Source organism: Pseudooceanicola nanhaiensis (assembly GCF_020171315.1).
GTDB lineage: Bacteria > Pseudomonadota > Alphaproteobacteria > Rhodobacterales > Rhodobacteraceae > Pseudooceanicola > Pseudooceanicola nanhaiensis_A.
The window spans coordinates 267,835-284,015 of sequence record NZ_JAIUZP010000008.1; the positions used below are offsets into that span (position 1 = coordinate 267,835).

The window sequence follows — 16,181 nt, forward strand, 5'->3', positions numbered from 1 at the left end:
GCAAAGCTTTCGCTTTCGCGGCTATACGATTGATATTGCATGCGAATTCCGCATCGCGATAAGCACCACTCACGAACACTTGCCATGGCGCCCGGGGCCGCGTACCCCGGGCGCCATGGCCCGCACGATCCTCTTCAACAAGCCCTTCGATGTCCTGTCGCAGTTCACCGACCGCGGCACCGAAGGCACGACCCGCGCCACGCTGAGCGATTACATCGACCTGCCCGGGGTCTACCCGGCCGGGCGGCTCGACCGTGACAGCGAGGGGCTGATGGTGCTGACCGATGACGGACGGTTGCAGGCCCGTATCTCCAATCCGAAGCACAAGCAGCCCAAGACCTACTGGGCGCAGGTCGAAGGCGTGCCGGATGAGGCCGCGCTCGACGCGCTGCGCCGGGGCGTGACGCTGAAGGACGGCCCGACCCGGCCCGCCAAGGCGCGCCTGCTGGGAGAACCGCCGAACCTCTGGGACCGGGTGCCGCCGATCCGGGTGCGCCAGTCGATCCCGGACACCTGGATCGAACTGGTGATCACCGAAGGGCGCAACCGGCAGGTGCGGCGGATGACGGCCCATGTGGGCCACCCCACTCTACGGCTGATCCGGGCGGGCATCGGTCCATGGCACCTCGACGGGCTGAAGCCCGGGGAGTGGCGCGCGGTCTGAGGCGAGAGTACGGGGCCGGCCTTCTGGCGAGGGCCTGCGGCCCTTCGCCGGGGGTTGGGGGCGCTGCCCCCCCCTTGGCCTGCGGCCAATTCCCCCCGGAGTATTTTTGGAAAGATGAAGCGAAGGGCGCGGCCGTGGGGACCGAGCCCTTGGTTTACGCCACGCGGGTGCCGGCAACCCAGGTGCCCCGGTGGGTGGGCACGCCCTGCAGCGGGCGGTAGCGGGTCAGGTCCGCGCGCAGGCCGGGCAGCAGGCGGCCGCGGTCCGTAAGGCCGGAGGCCCGGGCCGGGTTCGCCGTGACCGTGGCAATCGCGCGCGGCAGGTCGCCCCAGAGATCGGCCAGCTGCGTCGCCGCCAGCAGCAGCGAGGCAGGCACGTAATCCGAGGAGAGGATGTCGAGCAGGTCCGCCTGCGCCAGTTCGGCGGCCGAGACGTTGCCCGAGTGCGAGCCGCCGCGCACGATGTTGGGCGCCCCCATGATCACCGCGATATTGTTGGCGTGGCAGGCGCGCGCCGCCTCCACCGTGGTGGGGAACTCCGCCATGGTGATGCCATGCCCGGCCGAGGTCTCGACCTGCGCGGTGGTGGTATCGTCATGGCTGGCGAGCCGCGCGCCGAAACGGGCGGCGGCGGCCACGGCCCCGGCCTCGTGCTGGGCGCCGATCCGGTCGTAGAGCCCCTTGAGATAGGCGGAGTAATCCGCAAACTCCTGATCGGTGTAGCCGTGCTTGCCCTGCAGGTAGGCCTTGAACTTGCTCTCGTCGCGGAACTGCCGCTGGCCCGGGGTGTGATCCATCAGGGAAACGATGCCGATCCGGTCGTCGGGGCCGAATTCCGCCAGCTCCTCCAGCAGGGTTTCCGAGCAGGTCTCGGCCCGGACATGGAGCCGGTGGGAGATTTTCAGAAGGCCCGCCGCGCGCAGGGCAATGATCTCGTCCGTCACCTCGCGGGCGTATTTGCGATAGCCCTTGGACTGGCCCGAGACGATGGAGCCCACCCGCACCGCGTCGAAGACCGTGGCGATGCCGCAGCCCGCAAGCTCTGCGTCATGGGCCGCGATGGCGGCGGCATGGGGCCAGTGGACGCCGGGGCGCGGGGTCATGTGGCGTTCGAGGTTGTCGGTGTGCAGTTCGATCAGCCCGGGGATCAGCATGTCCCCGTCGAGGTCGAGCGCGCCCGGGGCGTCGCTGCCGCCGGTGCCGATCTCGGCGATCAGCCCGTCGCGGATCACGAGGTGGCCGACGATGACCTCGTCCGGCAGGACGAGGCGGGCGTTGGTGAGGATCTGCTCTGTGGTCCCGGTTTGGTCCGGGCGCTGGTTATCGCGGGGCATCGAGGGGCTCCTGCTGAGGGTCAAGCACCGCGCGGGCGGCGCGGATCGTATCTGGGAGGGCGCCGCCGTTGTCGACGGTGCGGATGTCGAGGCCCTGCGGCAGGGCGAGATCGGCGCGCGCAAGGCGGCGGGCGATGTCCTGCGGGGTTTCGCGGCCCCGGGCGGCGAGGCGCGCGGCGAGGACCTCGGGCGCGGCCGTGAGGTTCAGGACGATGAGGCCGGGGAAGCGCCGCGTGGCCTCCACCAGCACGGCGCGGGAGAGGTTCACGAGGAGGTCGGTGCCCTGCTGCAGCTTGGCGGTTTCCGTCTCGGGGATCCCGTAGCTGAGGCCATGGGCCTGCCAGTGCAGCGCAAAGGCGCCCTGCCCGGCCATCCGGTCGAACTGCGCCTGCGTCACGCCGTCGAAGTCCTCGCCGCCCGCGGCGGAGGGCCGCGTGATGACCCGGCGCACGAGCGCGAAACCGGGCGTGGCGGCGAGGCCTTCCATGACGCTGTCCTTGCCAACGCCGGAGGGGCCGACGACCGCGATCAGGCGGCCCTGTGTCGGGGCGCGGCTCATGCGGCGCGCGGGGGCGTGAAGACGCCCACGTCCACCTGCCGGTCACAGAGCCGGTCCCGCGCGGCCTCGTCGTGGAAGATGCCGATGATCGCGGCGCCGCGGGCCTTGGCCTCTTCCACGAGGCTGAGGACCACCTCGCGGTTGCCCGCGTCGAGCGAAGCGGTGGGTTCATCGAGCAGCAGCGCCGGGTACGGATGGACAAACCCGCGCGCGATGTTCACCCGCTGCTGTTCGCCGCCCGAGAAGGTCGTGGGGCTGAGCGACCAGAGCCGTTCGGGCAGGTTGAGCCGCGCCAGCAGCGCATCGGCCCGGGCGATGGCCTCCTCGCGAGGCGTGCCAAGGGCGAGGAGCGGCTCGGCCACCACCTCGCGCGTCGGCACACGGGGCACCACGCGGAGGAACTGGCTGACATAGCCCAGCGTCTCGCGCCGCAGGGCGATGATCTGGCGCGGCTCGGCCTGCGCCACGTCGACATGGCCGATGCGGATATGGCCCGAGGCGGCGAGGTAATTGCCGTAGATCAGCCGCATCAGCGTGGACTTGCCCGCGCCCGAGGGGCCGGTGAGCGCGACGCATTCGCCGGGGGCGACGGAGAAGCTGGCGCCGGTCAGCACGGGGATATCGGCGCTGCCCTGATTGTGCAGCGTGAAGGTCTTGGAGAGGTTCTCGATCTGGATCATGGCTTTGCCTTCGAATGTGCGGAGCAGCGCGTGTGGCTCTCGAACGCCCGGGCCGACGGCCCGGGCCGCGCCCGACCGCCCCCCCGGGCGGGCGCGATTGCGCCCCCCCGCGGTCGGGCCCGGCCCTGATGTGGTGCGGTGGTCTGCGGGAAACGGCTCATACCTGCAGCACCGAAGAGACGAGCAGCTGCGTATAGCCATGCTGCGGATCGTCGAGGACCTGATCGGTCAGCCCGGTCTCGACCACCTGCCCGTCCTTCATCACCATCAGCCGGTCCGCCAGCAGGCGCACCACGGCAAGGTCATGGGTGACGATGATGGCGGAGAGCCCCATCTCGCGCACCAGCCCGCGCAGCAGGTCCAGCAGACGCGCCTGCACGCTGACATCGAGGCCCCCGGTGGGTTCGTCCATGAAGACGAGCCGCGGCCCGGTGACGAGGTTGCGCGCGATCTGGAGCCGCTGGCGCATGCCGCCGGAGAAGGCCGTGGGCCGGTCGTCGATCCGCTCGGCCGCGATTTCCACCCGGCCCAGCCAGTCGATGGCACGCTCGCGGATGTCGCCGTAGTTGCGCGCCCCCACGGCCATCAGCCGCTCGCCCACGTTGCCGCCGGCGGAGACGTTCATCCGCAGCCCATCGCTGGCGTGCTGATGGACGAAGGCCCAGTCGGTGCGGCCCAGCATCCGGCGCTCGGGCTCGGACATGGTGACCGTGTCCTGCATCCCATTCGCCCGCGTATCGAACAGCACCCGGCCGGTATCCGGCGCAAGGTGCCCGGCAAGGCAGTTGAGCAGCGTCGTCTTGCCCGAACCGCTCTCGCCCACGATGCCCATGACCTCACCAGGCCAGAGATCGAAGCTCACATCCGCACAGCCCCGCCGCGCGCCATAGAACTTCGACAGCCCCTCGACCTGCAACAACGGCTGCGGGGTGCCCCCAAGATTTTTCGAAAAATCTTGGGAAAATTCTGCGAAGACTTTTCCGCTCATCCTCTCGCCCCCTGTGCGCCTTCATGGCCGGCATCGCGCCGCGCCAGGCAGTAATCGGTATCGGAACAGACGAACATCCGGCTGCCCGCGTCATCGGTGATCACCTCGTCGAGGTAGCTGTCCTCGGCCCCACATAGATCGCAGGGATGCTCGGCCTTGGAGGGATCGAAGGGGTGATCCTCGAAATCGAGGCTGACCACCTGCGTGTAAGGCGGCAGCGCATAGATGCGCTGTTCGCGGCCCGCGCCGAAGAGCTGGATCGCGGCCATCTCGAGCTTGGGGTTGTCGAACTTGGGGATCGGGCTCGGGTCCATCACGTAGCGCCCCTCCACCTTCACCGGATAGGCATAGGCGGTCGAGATCGCCCCGTGGCGGGCGATGTCCTCGTAGAGCTTCACATGCATCAGGCCGTATTCCTCCAGCGCGTGCATCTTGCGGGTCTCGACCTCGGAGGGTTCGAGGAAGCGCAGCGGCTCGGGGATCGGCACCTGGTAGACCAGCACCTGATCCTCGCGCAGCGGCTCTTCGGGGATGCGGTGGCGGGTCTGGATGACCGTGGCCTCGGCGGTGTGGGTCGTCGTCTCCACCTGCGCGGTCCGCTCGAAGAACTTGCGGATCGAAACCGCGTTCGTCGTATCATCCGCGCCCTGGTCGATGACCTTGAAGCAATCCTCCGGCGTCAGCGTCGCGGCCGACACCTGCACGCCGCCGGTGCCCCAACCATAGGGCATCGGCATCTCGCGGCTGGCGAAGGGCACCTGGTAGCCGGGCACGGCCAGCCCCTTGAGGATCGCGCGGCGGATCATCCGCTTGGTCTGTTCGTCGAGATAGGCGAAGTTGTAGGCGCTCTGGGTCGCCTCTGCGGTCTGCGTGGTCACAGCAGCCCCCTTTCCATCAGGTCGCGTTCCAGCGTGGCGGGATCGGTGAAGAGCACCGCCTCCATCCCCGCCGCCTGCGCGCCAGTCACGTTCTTGAGCGAGTCGTCCACGAAGAGGCACTGCCCCGGCTCCAGCCCCGCGCGGGTGCAGAGCAGATCGAAGATCCGCGCCTCGGGTTTCAGCATCTTCTCGCGCCCAGAGACGACGAGCACCTCGAAGGCCGCGTCGAGTTCCGGATGCACCCTCAGGCCGATCGGCCATGTCTCGGCGGACCAGTTGGTGATCCCGTGCACCGGCACGCCCGCGGCCTTCAGCCGGTGGAGCAGCGCCCATGTGCCCTCGATCTTGGCCGGCACGGCCTTGTGGTAATGCGCCACATAGGCGGCCAGATGCGCGCTGTCCTCCGGGTCCGAGATCTCGGCGGCGAGGTCGGCGAAGGTCTCGCCGCCATCGCCGCGCAGGTTGCGGGCCGGGAAATCGACGCGCTCCATGAAGGCCGCAACCGCCTCGCGCGAGCCCATCTGGTCGAGCCAGGCGAGATGCGCATCCCAGTGGATCAGCACACCGCCGATGTCGAAGACGACCGCCTTCACCGCTGCGCCGCTCATTCCGCTGCCTCCTTACGGCTGGCCGCCTGCGCCTCGCGCCGCAACTTGCGTATCAGTTCAAGTTCGGACTGGAAGTCCACGTAATGTGGGAGTTTTATGTGCTCAAGGAAGCCCGACGCCTGGATGTTGTCGGCGTGGTAGAGGACGAATTCCGTGTCCTGCGCCGGGGCGCCCACGTTGTCCTCTCCCAGCTCTTCCCACCGGAGCGCCCGGTCCACGAGCGCCATGGAAATCGCCTTGCGCTCGGAATGCCCGAAGACGAGGCCATAGCCCCGGGTGAACTGCGGCGGCTCGGTCTTCGAGCCGGTGAACTGGTTCACCGTCTCGCATTCCGTCAGGGTCATCTCGCCGATCTCGATGGCGAAGCCCAGTTCGGGGATCTCCATCTCCACCGGCACGGTCCCCACCCGCAGCTCGCCCACGAAGGGGTGGTTGCGGCCATAGCCGCGCTGCGTCGAATAGGCCATGCCGAGGACAAAGCCCTCGTCCCCCCGGGTCAGCGCCTGCAGCCGCAGCGGCCGGTCGGCGGGCAGCTCCAGCGGTTCGCGGGTCAGGTCGCGGGGGGTATCGTCCTCGGGGCGCAGGTCGGGCTGCAGCAGCCCCTCGCTGTCGAGGAACTCGGTGATATGCGGCGTGGGCTCGCGGCGCGGCGTGGCCTGCGCGGCCTGCGGCGCCTCCAGCCCCTCGGCCTCCAGCGCGAAATCCAGCAGCCGGTGGGTGTAGTCGAAGGTCGGCCCCAGCACCTGACCGCCCGGAGCATCCTTGAAGGTCGCGCTGATGCGGCGGTCGCAGGCCATGGCGCCGGTCTCTACCGGGGCGGAATGGCCGAAGCGCGGCAGGGTCGTGCGATAGGCCCGGATCAGGAAGATCGCCTCGATCAGATCGCCGCGCGCCTGCTTGATCGCAAGCGCCGCGAGGTCGGGATCGTAGAGCGAGCCCTCGGCCATCACGCGGTTCACCGCGAGGGCCAGCTGCTCGCGGATCTGCGCGATGGAGAGCTCGGCCACCGCAGGGTCGCCCCGGCGCTCCTCGGCCAGCCAGTCATGGGCGTTGTCGATGGCGCGTTCGCCGCCTTTCACTGCCACGTACATCAGGACACCTTCGTCGATCGGGGCAGCGCCGCGAGGCGGTCGCCGCAGGTGAAATAGGCATCCCACCCCAGCGGGAAGCGGGCGGCGTTGGCGGCAAAGACCTCCGGCTCCGGCAGGGAGAACGTCGCGGTTTCCTTGATGCCGGGGCCGGTGAGCGTGCTGCCCGCCTGCTCCAGCGCCGCGCTTTCCACGATCAGCGTGGCGGCGCGGTCGGGGTAGTCCGAGGTGCCGATGGCAAAGGCCGAAACGGGCTGCAGCGCCTCCCAGCCGCCCACGGCGAACATCGCCTCGGAGGCCCCCACCAGCGGGGCGCCGGTGTGGAAGGTGACCCAGTCGCGGACCGCCTGCGTGTCATGGGCGCCCGCGAGGTAGAGCGGCGTTTCCGGATCGCAGAGCGTCAGCAGCAGCGTGGCGGCGGCGGGCGACAGCGGCGCCGGTCCCTGCCCGCCGGTGATCGGCTGGATGCGGCCCGGGAAGGCCATGGCGTTCATCGCGGCGCGGAAGGCGCGCGCGGCCTCGGTGGGCGCATCGGCGAACCCGCCGGTGAGAGCGTCGGAAGCCATCATTTGTTTTCTCCCCGGACCATGGTGAAGAATTCGACCTTGGTGGCGGCGGCACGGGCCGCGCGGCCCTCGGCCCGGTCAGCGGCCGCGCCCTTCAGCGGCGCGAGGATCGCGGCGCTGATCGTCTCGGCCGCGCCGGTCTGCATCAGCGCATCCACCAGCGCCGCCTGCTCTGCCTTCCGGCGGCTGCGGCCCTGCACGTAGGCATGGCCAACGGTGCCATCTTCCAGCCGCAGCGAGGCGCGGGTCACGCTCATCTCGCCGAGGTTGAAGGCGGCCCCCACGGCCCCGGCCCGGCCGCGCACCATGACGGCGCCCACCTCGGGCGCGCGCAGCCATGTGAAGGCGGGCGCGCCGCCATGGGCCTGCCACAGCGCGTCGAGATCGGCCGCGGGGGCCTTGGCGAGGACCGACATCCAGTCGCGCCTTGCATCTGTATCGGGGGTTTCCGGGGCGGGGCTCGGGCTCATCTAGACACCTTGCGAATTTGTCGAGATTACTATACAACTAGACAAATCATTAGACAGCCTGCCCGAGTCGCACAAGGCCTATCGAGGTGAAGATTTCATGACAGACAGCCCCGCCGCCGCGCAGGACACGAAAAAATCCGCGATCTGGCAGAGCATTCGGGACCGGCTGACAGAGGACCTTGCCGCGGGCCACTACGCGCCGGGCGACAAGTTGCCGACCGAGGCCGCGCTCTCTGCCCGCTTCGGGGTCAACCGGCACACGGTGCGCCGGGCCCTGGCAGAAATGGCGGAGGACGGGCTGGTCCATGCGCGGCGTGGCGCCGGGGTCTTCGTGGCGCAGCGGCCCACGGATTATCCCATCGGCCGCCGGGTCCGGTTTCACCACAACATGCGCGCCGCGGGCCGCCTGCCCAGCCGTCAGCGGCTGAGCTTCGAGACCCGCGCCGCCGATGCCGAGGAAGCCGCAGCACTGCACCTCTCCCCCGGGGCGATGGTGCATATCTCGGAAGGCATCTCGCTCTCCGACGATCAGCCCATTGCGGTTTTCCGCGCCATATTCCCGGCACAGCGTTTCCCCCAGATGGGCGAGGTGCTGGAGCGGATCGGTTCTGTCACCGAGGCGCTGCGGGAACAGGGCGTGCCGGACTATACGCGCACGTCCACGCGGATCACCGCCACCTCTGCCGATGCGGTTCAGGCCCTGCACCTGCGGCTGCGCGAGGGCGCGCCGCTGATCTACGCCGTCTCCATCAACGTCGACCCGGAGGGCGTGCCGGTGGAATTCGGGCGCACATGGTTTGCGGGCGAACGGATCACGCTGACACTGCACGAGGACGAAGCGCGCTGAGCCACCCCCCGGACATGCCGCAGCCGCATTGCCGCAGCGCCGCGCGAATTGCCATGAAAATAAGCCTCTCTTGTCACTCAACCGATACATGACTCGTTTATCCACAGCGAAAATCACCAGCGAAAACCACTGACCCGAGCAGACGATGCCCATGTCCTATCCCTCCCTGCGCCTGACCGGCGCCACGATCCTGCGCGACGGTGAGTTGCAGCAGCGCTCGCTGGCCTTCAGCGAGGGCCGGATCATGCGCGGCCCCCTGCCCGAGGTGGATCTGACCGGCTACCTGATCCTGCCCGGCATCATCGACCTGCATGGCGACGCCTTCGAGCGCCACCTCGCGCCGCGGCCCTCTGCGCCCTTCCCCATCGCCACCGCCCTGCGCGCGACCGATGCCGATGCGGCGGCGAACGGTGTGACCACCGCCTACATGGCGCAGAGCTGGTCCTGGGAGGGCGGCTTCCGCAGCCCGGATTTCGCGATCGAGATGATGAAGGGGCTGGCCGCCTACCGGGGCATGGCCCTCACCGACCTGCGCCTTCAGGTCCGCTGCGAGACCCATACGGTGGCGACCGGCGCGCGCCTGCTGGAGGCGGTCGAACGGTACGGTATCGACTACGTGGTCTTCAACAACCACATCGAAGAGACGCTGAACACCGCCCTCCTCAAGCCCGAGGACGTGGCCGCATGGGCCCGTAAGGCCGGGCAAACGCCCGAGTTTTTCCTCGCCACCGTGCATGAGGCCAAGCGCCAGTCCCGCGACGTGCCGCGCTATCTGTGCAAGCTGGCCGAGCAGTTCGATGCGCTTGGTGTCAGCTATGGCAGCCACGACGATCCCGATGGCGAAACCCGCGAGATGTTCTCGATGATCGGGGCCAAGATCTGCGAATTCCCCACCGCACGCCCGGCGGCGGCGCTTGCCCGTGCGGTCGGCGACCCGGTGCTGATGGGCGCGCCCAATGTTGTGCGCGGCGGCTCGCAGTCGGGCAATGTCTCGGCGCAGGACATCATCGCCGACGGGCTCTGCGACGGGCTGGTGTCGGACTATTATTACCCCGCGCTCGCGCAGGCGGCCTTTGCCCTCGTGGATCGCGGCGTGATGGACCTGCCCCGGGCCTGGGCGCTGATCTCAGAGAAGCCTGCCGCGATCCTGCGCATGGCCGACCGGGGCCGCCTCGATCCCGGCCGCCGGGCAGATCTGACCATCGTCAACGCCGAGACCCGCGCCATCGAGGCCACGGTCGTGGCAGGCCGGATCACCCATCTGGCAGGGGAAGCCGCCCACAGGTTTTTCCACAGCCCCCAGCCGCGTGCACTTGCAGCGGAATAAGGGCTGAGCCCGCCCGGCCCCGTCGCATCGGCCCTCCGCCACGCGAGACGCCCCACCCCGGCCCGCTGATCGCCGGAGAGGCAGCTGCGCGTTTCTCAGGCCCGGGACAGCCGCCCCCCGGCGCCCGGCCATTGGCCTTTGGTCTGTCAGCCCATAGTCTCTCGGAAACCGCCGCTGAGAGGCCCCGCATGACCCGCGCCTTCGCCCTGACCGCCACTGCCATCGTGCTCATCGCCCTTGGCGCCACCGGGGCCGTCGTTCTGCGCAGCGCTCAGAGCCGCGCCGCCCCGGCGCCCCTCCTGCCCTGGACCGACAGCGAGATCGTCGCGCGTGGCGAGGTGCTCTACGAGGCGCAATGCACCGCCTGTCATGGCAGCCTCGCCGCCACGGCCCCGGTGCAGGAGACCTCTGCCCCGCCGCACGATGAAAACGGCCACAGCTGGGAGCATCCGGACTATGCGCTCTTCCAGCTGACCAAGTCCGGCGAGGTGGCCGAGCTCTGCCGCTCGGTCGAAGGCAGCGACATGCCGCAATTCGCCGATGCCCTGACCGACCGTCAGATCGTCGACGTGCTGTCCTACATCAAGTCCACCTGGCCCGAGGAGACGCGGCAAAAGCAGGAGGCGGTGAACCTCCTCTATGCCACCCAGAACGCCGCCGTGCGGGAGATCGTCGCCCGTTCGGGCGAGTGAGGCTCAGCTCCGCTGCAACTTCAGCGGCTCGGTCCGGGCCAGCCGTATGAAATGCGCCACGAAGGGTTTCGAGGCGTCTTCGCTGCGCACCGCCGCGTAGAGCCTGCGGGTCAGGCCGCCCTCGGTGATCGGGCGCGTGACGTAGTCGGAGTGATACTTCACCTCGCGCACGACCCAGTCGGGCAGCACCGCCACGCCCCGGTTCGAGGCCACCAGCAGCAGGATCACCGCCGTCAGCTCCACCTGCCGCACATGGGCGGGCTCCACTTTGGCGGGGCTCAGCAGCTGGCTGAAGACATCGAGGCGCGAGCGCTCCACCGGGTAGGTGATCAGTGTCTCTCCGCGGAAATCCTCGGCCTCGACGAAGGCCTTCTGCGCCAGCGGATGCTGCGAGGAGGCCACGAAGACCGGCGCGTAATCGAAAAGCGGCACGAATTCCACGCCCGGCAGGTCCTCCGGATCGGAGGAGATGACCACGTCGACCTCTTCCTTCTGCAGCGCGGGCAGCGCGTCGAAGGCAAGGCCGGGGCGGATGTCCACGTCCACGTCGGGCCAGGCCTTGCGGAAATGCTCCAGCACCGGGAACAGCCATTCGAAACAGGCGTGGCATTCGATCGCGATGTGCAGCCGCCCAGTCTTGCCCGCGCGCAGGCCCTTGAACTCTTCTTCCAAGGCTTCGATCTCGGGCAGGATACGCTCCGCCAGACGCAACAGGCGCTGCCCCGCGGCAGAGAGCTTCAGCGGCTTCGAGCGCCGGGCAAAGAGCTCCACCCCGGCCTGATCCTCCAAGCCCTTGATCTGATGCGACAAGGCCGACTGGGTGATGTGCAGCTGCTCTGCCGCACGGGCCAGGCCGCCCGCCTCATGGATCGCCTTGATGGTCCGAAGATGACGAAACTCGATGTGCAACCTTGAACGCCCTTCATGTTGTGAATGAATTTTATGAAGTTGTCTCACGAACGTCCCAATGCGACAAGGGATCAACTTCAGAGATGGACTCCGACCGATGACCGCACCCACGATCTCCTTCGAATTCTTCCCGCCGCAGTCGCTGGAAGCCTCCTTCCGGCTCTGGGACACGGTGCAGGTTCTGGCCCCGCTGGCCCCGCGCTTCGTCTCCGTCACCTATGGCGCGGGTGGCACGACCCGCGACCTGACCCGCGACGCCGTGGCGACGCTGCACAAGAACTCCGGCCTCAACGTGGCCGCCCACCTGACCTGCGTGAACGCCACGCAGGAAGAGACCCTCGCCATCGCCGACAGCTTTGCCGAGGCCGGCGTGAAGGAGATCGTTGCGCTGCGGGGCGATCCGCCGAAAGGCGCGGGCAAGTTCACCCCCTATCCCGGCGGCTTTGCCAATTCGCTGGAGCTGATCACCGCGCTGAAAAACCGTGGCGATTTCCTGATCCGCGTCGGCGCCTATCCCGAGAAGCACCCCGAGGCGACGGATCACGCCGCCGACGTGGAGTATCTCAAGCGCAAGTTCGACGCCGGTGCGGACGAGGCGATCACCCAGTTCTTCTTCGAGGCCGAAACCTTCCTGCGGTTCCGCGATGCCTGCGCCAAGGCGGGGATCGAGGGCAAGATCCTGCCCGGCATCCAGCCGATCGGCAACTGGAAGGGCATCCGCAACTTCGCCAAGCGCTGCGACGCGACCTTCCCGGCCTGGCTGGAAGATGCCTTCGAGAAGGCCGACCGTGACGACCGCGCCGACCTGCTGGCCACCGCCCTGTGCACCGAGATGTGCTCGGAACTGATGGCCGAAGGCGTCGACAGCCTGCACTTCTACACGCTGAACAAGCCCGAGCTGACCCGCGACGTCTGCCATGCGCTTGGCGTGACTCCGCAGGCCAAGCTGGAGAAGGTGGCGTAAGCCTCAAGGCGGGACCCGGAATTTTCGAAAATTCCGATCCAAATTCTTCGAAGAATTTGAATACGGCGCCCCTCGGGGCGCCGTTTCGCGTTGGCCCTCAAGGGAGCAGACCGCCCGCGGCCCGCGCGCCCTCTCCGGCCCGCATTCAAGATTCTTCGAAAAATCTTGGGAAAATTCTTCGAAGAATTTTCTTGCCCCACCTCGGGGGCAGCGCCCGGTCAGACGGCCTGCAGCTCAGGCACCACCAGCCCGCGCGCCAGGGCGGTGCCGTGCAGCCGCTCGGAGGGATCGCGCCCGACCACCCGCTTGCCACGGATCAGGAACATCTTGCCCACCCCCTGCCATGTCCCGATGGAGGGCGCCGTGACGTCGCGCGGAAAGCGCATGCGCCAGCCCTCGGGCAGCGTCAGGTCATGGGCCTCGGCCTTCTCCAGCATCCAGACCAGCGGGATATTCGCCAGCGGACGCGCAGCCGAGATGCCGCCCAACTGTCCGCCCACGTCGCCATGGGTGCCCGCGAACCAGACCTGCTCCAGCCGCCCGGGCCAATGGGGATCGCTCTGCCAGAGCACCGGCTCGAAGACCGAACGCGTCTCCTCCAGCGCAAGCGCGTGATAGCCCGCCTTCACGCATTCCGACAGCGCGTGGTTGTGGAAGGCGTGCTGGGGTTCGGTGATCTGCCACAGCAGCGGCAGCCGCAGGCCGAGCGCCTTCACCGTGTCCCAGACGCCGATCATCTCGATATCCACCATGTCGTGGCAATAGAGCCGCCCGAAGTCGTGCAGCACCTCGCCCCCGGTGTTGGACTGGTAGTGGCGATAGGCCTGAAGGATGTTCCGTTCCGTCGCCTCATGGGCGCGCAGCAGGCCGACGCGGTCGATGATCCCCGCCAGCGAGCGCACCGCATAGGCGCCCCGGGAATAGCCGAAGAGGAAGATCCGATCCCCGGGATGGTAGCGCGAGGCGAGGTAGCCATAGGCCCGGCGGATCTGCCGGTTGATCCCGCGCCCCATCAGGACGTCGGTGGTATGGCCCCAGCTGTCCCACTGGATGCCCGCCTCGTAGTAGAGCGAGAGGTTGCCCGCGCTGCCTTCGGACAGCAACCGGTAGGTCAGCCCGGCATTGGTCTCCTCCCCCGGATCGAGCGAGGACATGGTGCCGTCGAGGATCACCACATGGGTGACCGGCCCTCGCCTCCCCGCATAGCCGGGTTTCCGGCGGCCCTCTCTCCAGGTGGGAAAGAGCCGCCCGAGGACCGCCTTAGAGAGCTGCCGCAGCATCTTCCAGCATCGCCCAGACCCGCTGGGGCGTGAAGGGCATATCCGCCTGTCGGACGCCCTTGTCCCAGAGCGCGTCCATCACGGCATTCGAGGTCGCCGCCATGGAGCCCACGGTGCCCGCCTCGCCGCAGCCCTTCATGCCAAGCGCATTGGCGGTCGAGGGCACCGGGTTCGAGGTGAAGGAGATCATCGGGATATTGTCCGCCCGCGGCATGGCGTAATCCATGAAGGTCGCGGTCAGCAGCTGGCCCTCGGCATCATAGACGCAATTCTCCATCAGCGCCTGGCCGGCGCCCTGCGCGACACCGCCATGGACCTGCCCCTCGGCCAGCATCGGGTTGATCAGGTTGCCGAAATCATCGACCACCGTGTACCGCTCCAGCGTGACCGCGCCGGTGCCCGGGTCGATCTCCACCTCGGCCACATGGGCGCCGTTGGGATAGGACCGCCCCGGCAGGGTCGCCGTCTGCTCGTGGGTCAGCAGGTCCGTGCGGCCGTCCTCCCGCGCCATCTCGGCAAGGTCGAGGAGCGTCGGCGCCGCGTTGGAGCCCTTGATGCGGAAGCTCTCGTCATCGAAGGAGATATCGCCCGCCTCGACGCCCATGCGCGCGGCGAGGTAGTCGGTAAAGCTCGTCACCATGGCACCCACCGTGGCCAGCGTCGCGTTGTTCTGCGTGGTGACGGAGCGCGACCCGCCGGTGCCTCCGCCCTTGGCGATCCGGTCGCTGTCGCCCTGCACGACCGAGATCAGATCGACGGGAATGCCCGTCTGATCCGAGAGGAACTGCGCATAGACCGTCTCATGTCCCTGCCCGTTCGACTGGGTGCCGACGTAGATCGTCACCGTCCCATCCTCGTTGAACTCCACCTTCGCGGTCTCGGAAGGATCGCCCAGAATGCTTTCGATATAGTAGCAGAGCCCGAGCCCCCGCAGACGGCCCGCCGCCTCCGAGGCCGCACGGCGCCCGGCGAAGCCCGCCAGCCCGCTTTCCTCGGCGGCGCGGTCCAGCAGCGTGGCGAAATCGCCCACGTCGTAAAGCTCGCCCGTGGCCGAGCGATAGGGGAACTGATCGGGCTTGATGAAGTTCCGGCGCCGCAGCTCCCAGCCATCGGTCCCAAGCTTCCGCGCGGCGAGGTCCATGCAGCGTTCCAGCAGGTAGATCGCCTCGGGACGGCCGGCACCGCGATAGGCATCGGTGGGCGCGGTATTGGTATAGAAGCCCTCGACCTCCAGCAGCGCGGGCTGCACGTCATAGGTGCCGGTCAGCACCTTGGCAAAGAGCACGGACTGGATCGCCTGCCCGAAGTTCGAGTTGTAAGCCCCTAGATTGCAAAGGGTTTTCACATGATAGGCCAGCAGCTTGTGATCCGCGTCGAAGCCCATGCGCACCACGTGGTCAAGGTCACGCGCACCGTTGTCGGCCAGCATGGATTCGGTCCGATCCGCGATCCAGCGCACCGGGCGCCCCAGTTCCTTGGCCGCGAAGGCGGCCATGACGTATTCCGGGTAGAGCTTGGCCTTCATGCCGAAGCCGCCGCCCACGTCCGGGTGGGTCACCCGCACCGCCTCGCGGTCGAGGGCGAAGAGTTCGGCCAGTTCGGCCTTCGCGCCCCAGACGCCCTGCCCACCGAAGGAGACATGCATCCGGCCCGCCTCCCATTCGGCAAAGCAGCCGCGCGGCTCCATCGCGTTCACGATCACCCGGTTGTCGTGGACCGAGAAGGTCAGCACATGGGCCGCCGCCTGCATCGCCGCCTCGACGGCCTCGGCATCGCCCATGGACCAGTCGAGCCCGCGGTTGTCCGGCGCCTCGTCATGCAGCGCCACCTCGCCCGGGGCGAGCGCCAGTTGCACCGGCAGGTCGTCGATCTCCATCTCCACCAGTTCGGCGGCGTCGCGGGCGGCCTCGAGGCTCTCGGCCACGATCATGGCGACCGGCTGGCCGACCCAGCGGACCCTGTCCTCGGCGAGAATCGGGTGCTTGGGCGCTGCCGCGCTGGAGCCGTCGCGGTTCTTCAGCACGGTGGCGCCCAGGCCCCCGGTGAGACCCGCGGCGTGCAGCTCGGCGGAACCCGCCACCATGACCACGCCCTCGGCCGCGCGGGCCTCGTCGAGGGAGAGCGCGCTCAGCGTGCCATGGGCCACCTGCGAGCGCACCACGTAGAGATAGAGCGATCCGGCCGGGGCGACGTCATCGACGTAGCCGCCCGCACCGGTGATGAAACGGGTGTCTTCGAACCGGCGGACCGGCTGGCTCTTGCCGAACTTTTCCATGGCGTGCCCCTCCTCGATGTGACCTCTTGAGGCGAGAGTACCGGCCATGGGTC

17 protein-coding genes are annotated in these 16,181 nt (G+C 68.4%); 5 read left to right on the forward strand and 12 right to left on the reverse strand.

The window, feature by feature from the left end; all coding sequences use genetic code 11:
* Positions 1-115 precede the first annotated feature (115 nt).
* Positions 116-664, forward strand: coding sequence for a pseudouridine synthase (locus LCM32_RS15225; protein ID WP_224821934.1), 549 nt, complete (start codon positions 116-118; stop codon positions 662-664).
* 154 nt (positions 665-818) lie between these two features.
* Here the strand turns inward: LCM32_RS15225 and LCM32_RS15230 are convergent, their stop codons facing one another.
* The 9 genes from LCM32_RS15230 to phnG all read right to left on the reverse strand — a co-directional run bounded on the left by LCM32_RS15230 (position 819) and on the right by phnG (position 7,834).
* Positions 819-1,997 carry an alpha-D-ribose 1-methylphosphonate 5-triphosphate diphosphatase gene (locus LCM32_RS15230; RefSeq protein WP_224821935.1) on the reverse strand — a complete coding sequence of 393 codons (1,179 nt, stop codon included), beginning with the start codon at positions 1,995-1,997 and terminating at the stop codon, positions 819-821.
* Positions 1,984-2,556 carry a phosphonate metabolism protein/1,5-bisphosphokinase (PRPP-forming) PhnN gene (gene phnN / locus LCM32_RS15235; protein ID WP_224821936.1) on the reverse strand — a complete coding sequence of 191 codons (573 nt, stop codon included), beginning with the start codon at positions 2,554-2,556 and terminating at the stop codon, positions 1,984-1,986. The genes LCM32_RS15230 and phnN overlap by 14 nt, the downstream gene beginning before the upstream one ends.
* A complete protein-coding gene (gene phnL, locus LCM32_RS15240; protein ID WP_224821937.1) occupies positions 2,553-3,236 on the reverse strand; it encodes a phosphonate C-P lyase system protein PhnL in 684 nt (227 codons plus the stop codon). The genes phnN and phnL overlap by 4 nt, the downstream gene beginning before the upstream one ends.
* A 157-nt stretch (positions 3,237-3,393) precedes the next feature.
* On the reverse strand, positions 3,394-4,224 hold the full coding sequence (phnK, locus tag LCM32_RS15245) for a phosphonate C-P lyase system protein PhnK (protein WP_224821938.1): 831 nt from the start codon (positions 4,222-4,224) through the stop codon (positions 3,394-3,396).
* On the reverse strand, positions 4,221-5,102 hold the full coding sequence (locus LCM32_RS15250) for an alpha-D-ribose 1-methylphosphonate 5-phosphate C-P-lyase PhnJ (RefSeq protein ID WP_224821939.1): 882 nt from the start codon (positions 5,100-5,102) through the stop codon (positions 4,221-4,223). Before LCM32_RS15250 ends, phnK begins: the two co-directional genes overlap by 4 nt.
* Positions 5,099-5,710, reverse strand: a complete 612-nt coding sequence (locus LCM32_RS15255) for an HAD family hydrolase (RefSeq protein WP_224821940.1) — start codon at positions 5,708-5,710, stop codon at positions 5,099-5,101. Before LCM32_RS15255 ends, LCM32_RS15250 begins: the two co-directional genes overlap by 4 nt.
* A complete protein-coding gene (locus LCM32_RS15260) occupies positions 5,707-6,801 on the reverse strand; it encodes a carbon-phosphorus lyase complex subunit PhnI (RefSeq protein WP_224821941.1) in 1,095 nt (364 codons plus the stop codon). Before LCM32_RS15260 ends, LCM32_RS15255 begins: the two co-directional genes overlap by 4 nt.
* A complete protein-coding gene (phnH, locus tag LCM32_RS15265; protein WP_224821999.1) occupies positions 6,801-7,364 on the reverse strand; it encodes a phosphonate C-P lyase system protein PhnH in 564 nt (187 codons plus the stop codon). Before phnH ends, LCM32_RS15260 begins: the two co-directional genes overlap by 1 nt.
* A complete protein-coding gene (gene phnG / locus LCM32_RS15270; protein ID WP_224821942.1) occupies positions 7,364-7,834 on the reverse strand; it encodes a phosphonate C-P lyase system protein PhnG in 471 nt (156 codons plus the stop codon). Before phnG ends, phnH begins: the two co-directional genes overlap by 1 nt.
* Before the next feature lie 97 nt (positions 7,835-7,931).
* On the opposite strand from phnG, the gene phnF reads away from it, so the two are divergent.
* The 3 genes from phnF (at position 7,932) to LCM32_RS15285 (ending at position 10,700) form a co-directional block, all read left to right on the forward strand.
* The gene (phnF, locus tag LCM32_RS15275; RefSeq protein ID WP_224821943.1) at positions 7,932-8,681 is read left to right on the forward strand and encodes a phosphonate metabolism transcriptional regulator PhnF; all 750 of its coding nucleotides are present in this window, start codon (positions 7,932-7,934) and stop codon (positions 8,679-8,681) included.
* A 145-nt stretch (positions 8,682-8,826) separates the two neighbouring features.
* Positions 8,827-10,008 (forward strand): alpha-D-ribose 1-methylphosphonate 5-triphosphate diphosphatase, encoded by a 1,182-nt coding sequence (locus LCM32_RS15280; protein ID WP_224821944.1) that lies wholly within the window; start codon positions 8,827-8,829, stop codon positions 10,006-10,008.
* A 188-nt stretch (positions 10,009-10,196) separates the two neighbouring features.
* Positions 10,197-10,700, forward strand: coding sequence for a c-type cytochrome (locus LCM32_RS15285; protein WP_224821945.1), 504 nt, complete (start codon positions 10,197-10,199; stop codon positions 10,698-10,700).
* A 3-nt stretch (positions 10,701-10,703) separates the two neighbouring features.
* On the opposite strand, the gene LCM32_RS15290 is transcribed toward LCM32_RS15285, so the two are convergent.
* Positions 10,704-11,609, reverse strand: a complete 906-nt coding sequence (locus LCM32_RS15290) for a LysR family transcriptional regulator (RefSeq protein ID WP_224821946.1) — start codon at positions 11,607-11,609, stop codon at positions 10,704-10,706.
* A gap of 97 nt (positions 11,610-11,706) precedes the next feature.
* On the opposite strand from LCM32_RS15290, the gene metF reads away from it, so the two are divergent.
* Positions 11,707-12,573, forward strand: a complete 867-nt coding sequence (gene metF, locus LCM32_RS15295) for a methylenetetrahydrofolate reductase [NAD(P)H] (protein ID WP_224821947.1) — start codon at positions 11,707-11,709, stop codon at positions 12,571-12,573.
* 218 nt (positions 12,574-12,791) lie between these two features.
* On the opposite strand, the gene LCM32_RS15300 is transcribed toward metF, so the two are convergent.
* Complete coding sequence (locus LCM32_RS15300) at positions 12,792-13,853, reverse strand: DUF2235 domain-containing protein (RefSeq protein WP_224821948.1); 1,062 nt, start codon at positions 13,851-13,853, stop codon at positions 12,792-12,794.
* The gene (locus LCM32_RS15305; protein WP_224822000.1) at positions 13,834-16,128 is read right to left on the reverse strand and encodes a xanthine dehydrogenase family protein molybdopterin-binding subunit; all 2,295 of its coding nucleotides are present in this window, start codon (positions 16,126-16,128) and stop codon (positions 13,834-13,836) included. The genes LCM32_RS15300 and LCM32_RS15305 overlap by 20 nt, the downstream gene beginning before the upstream one ends.
* Positions 16,129-16,181: the final 53 nt, after the last annotated feature.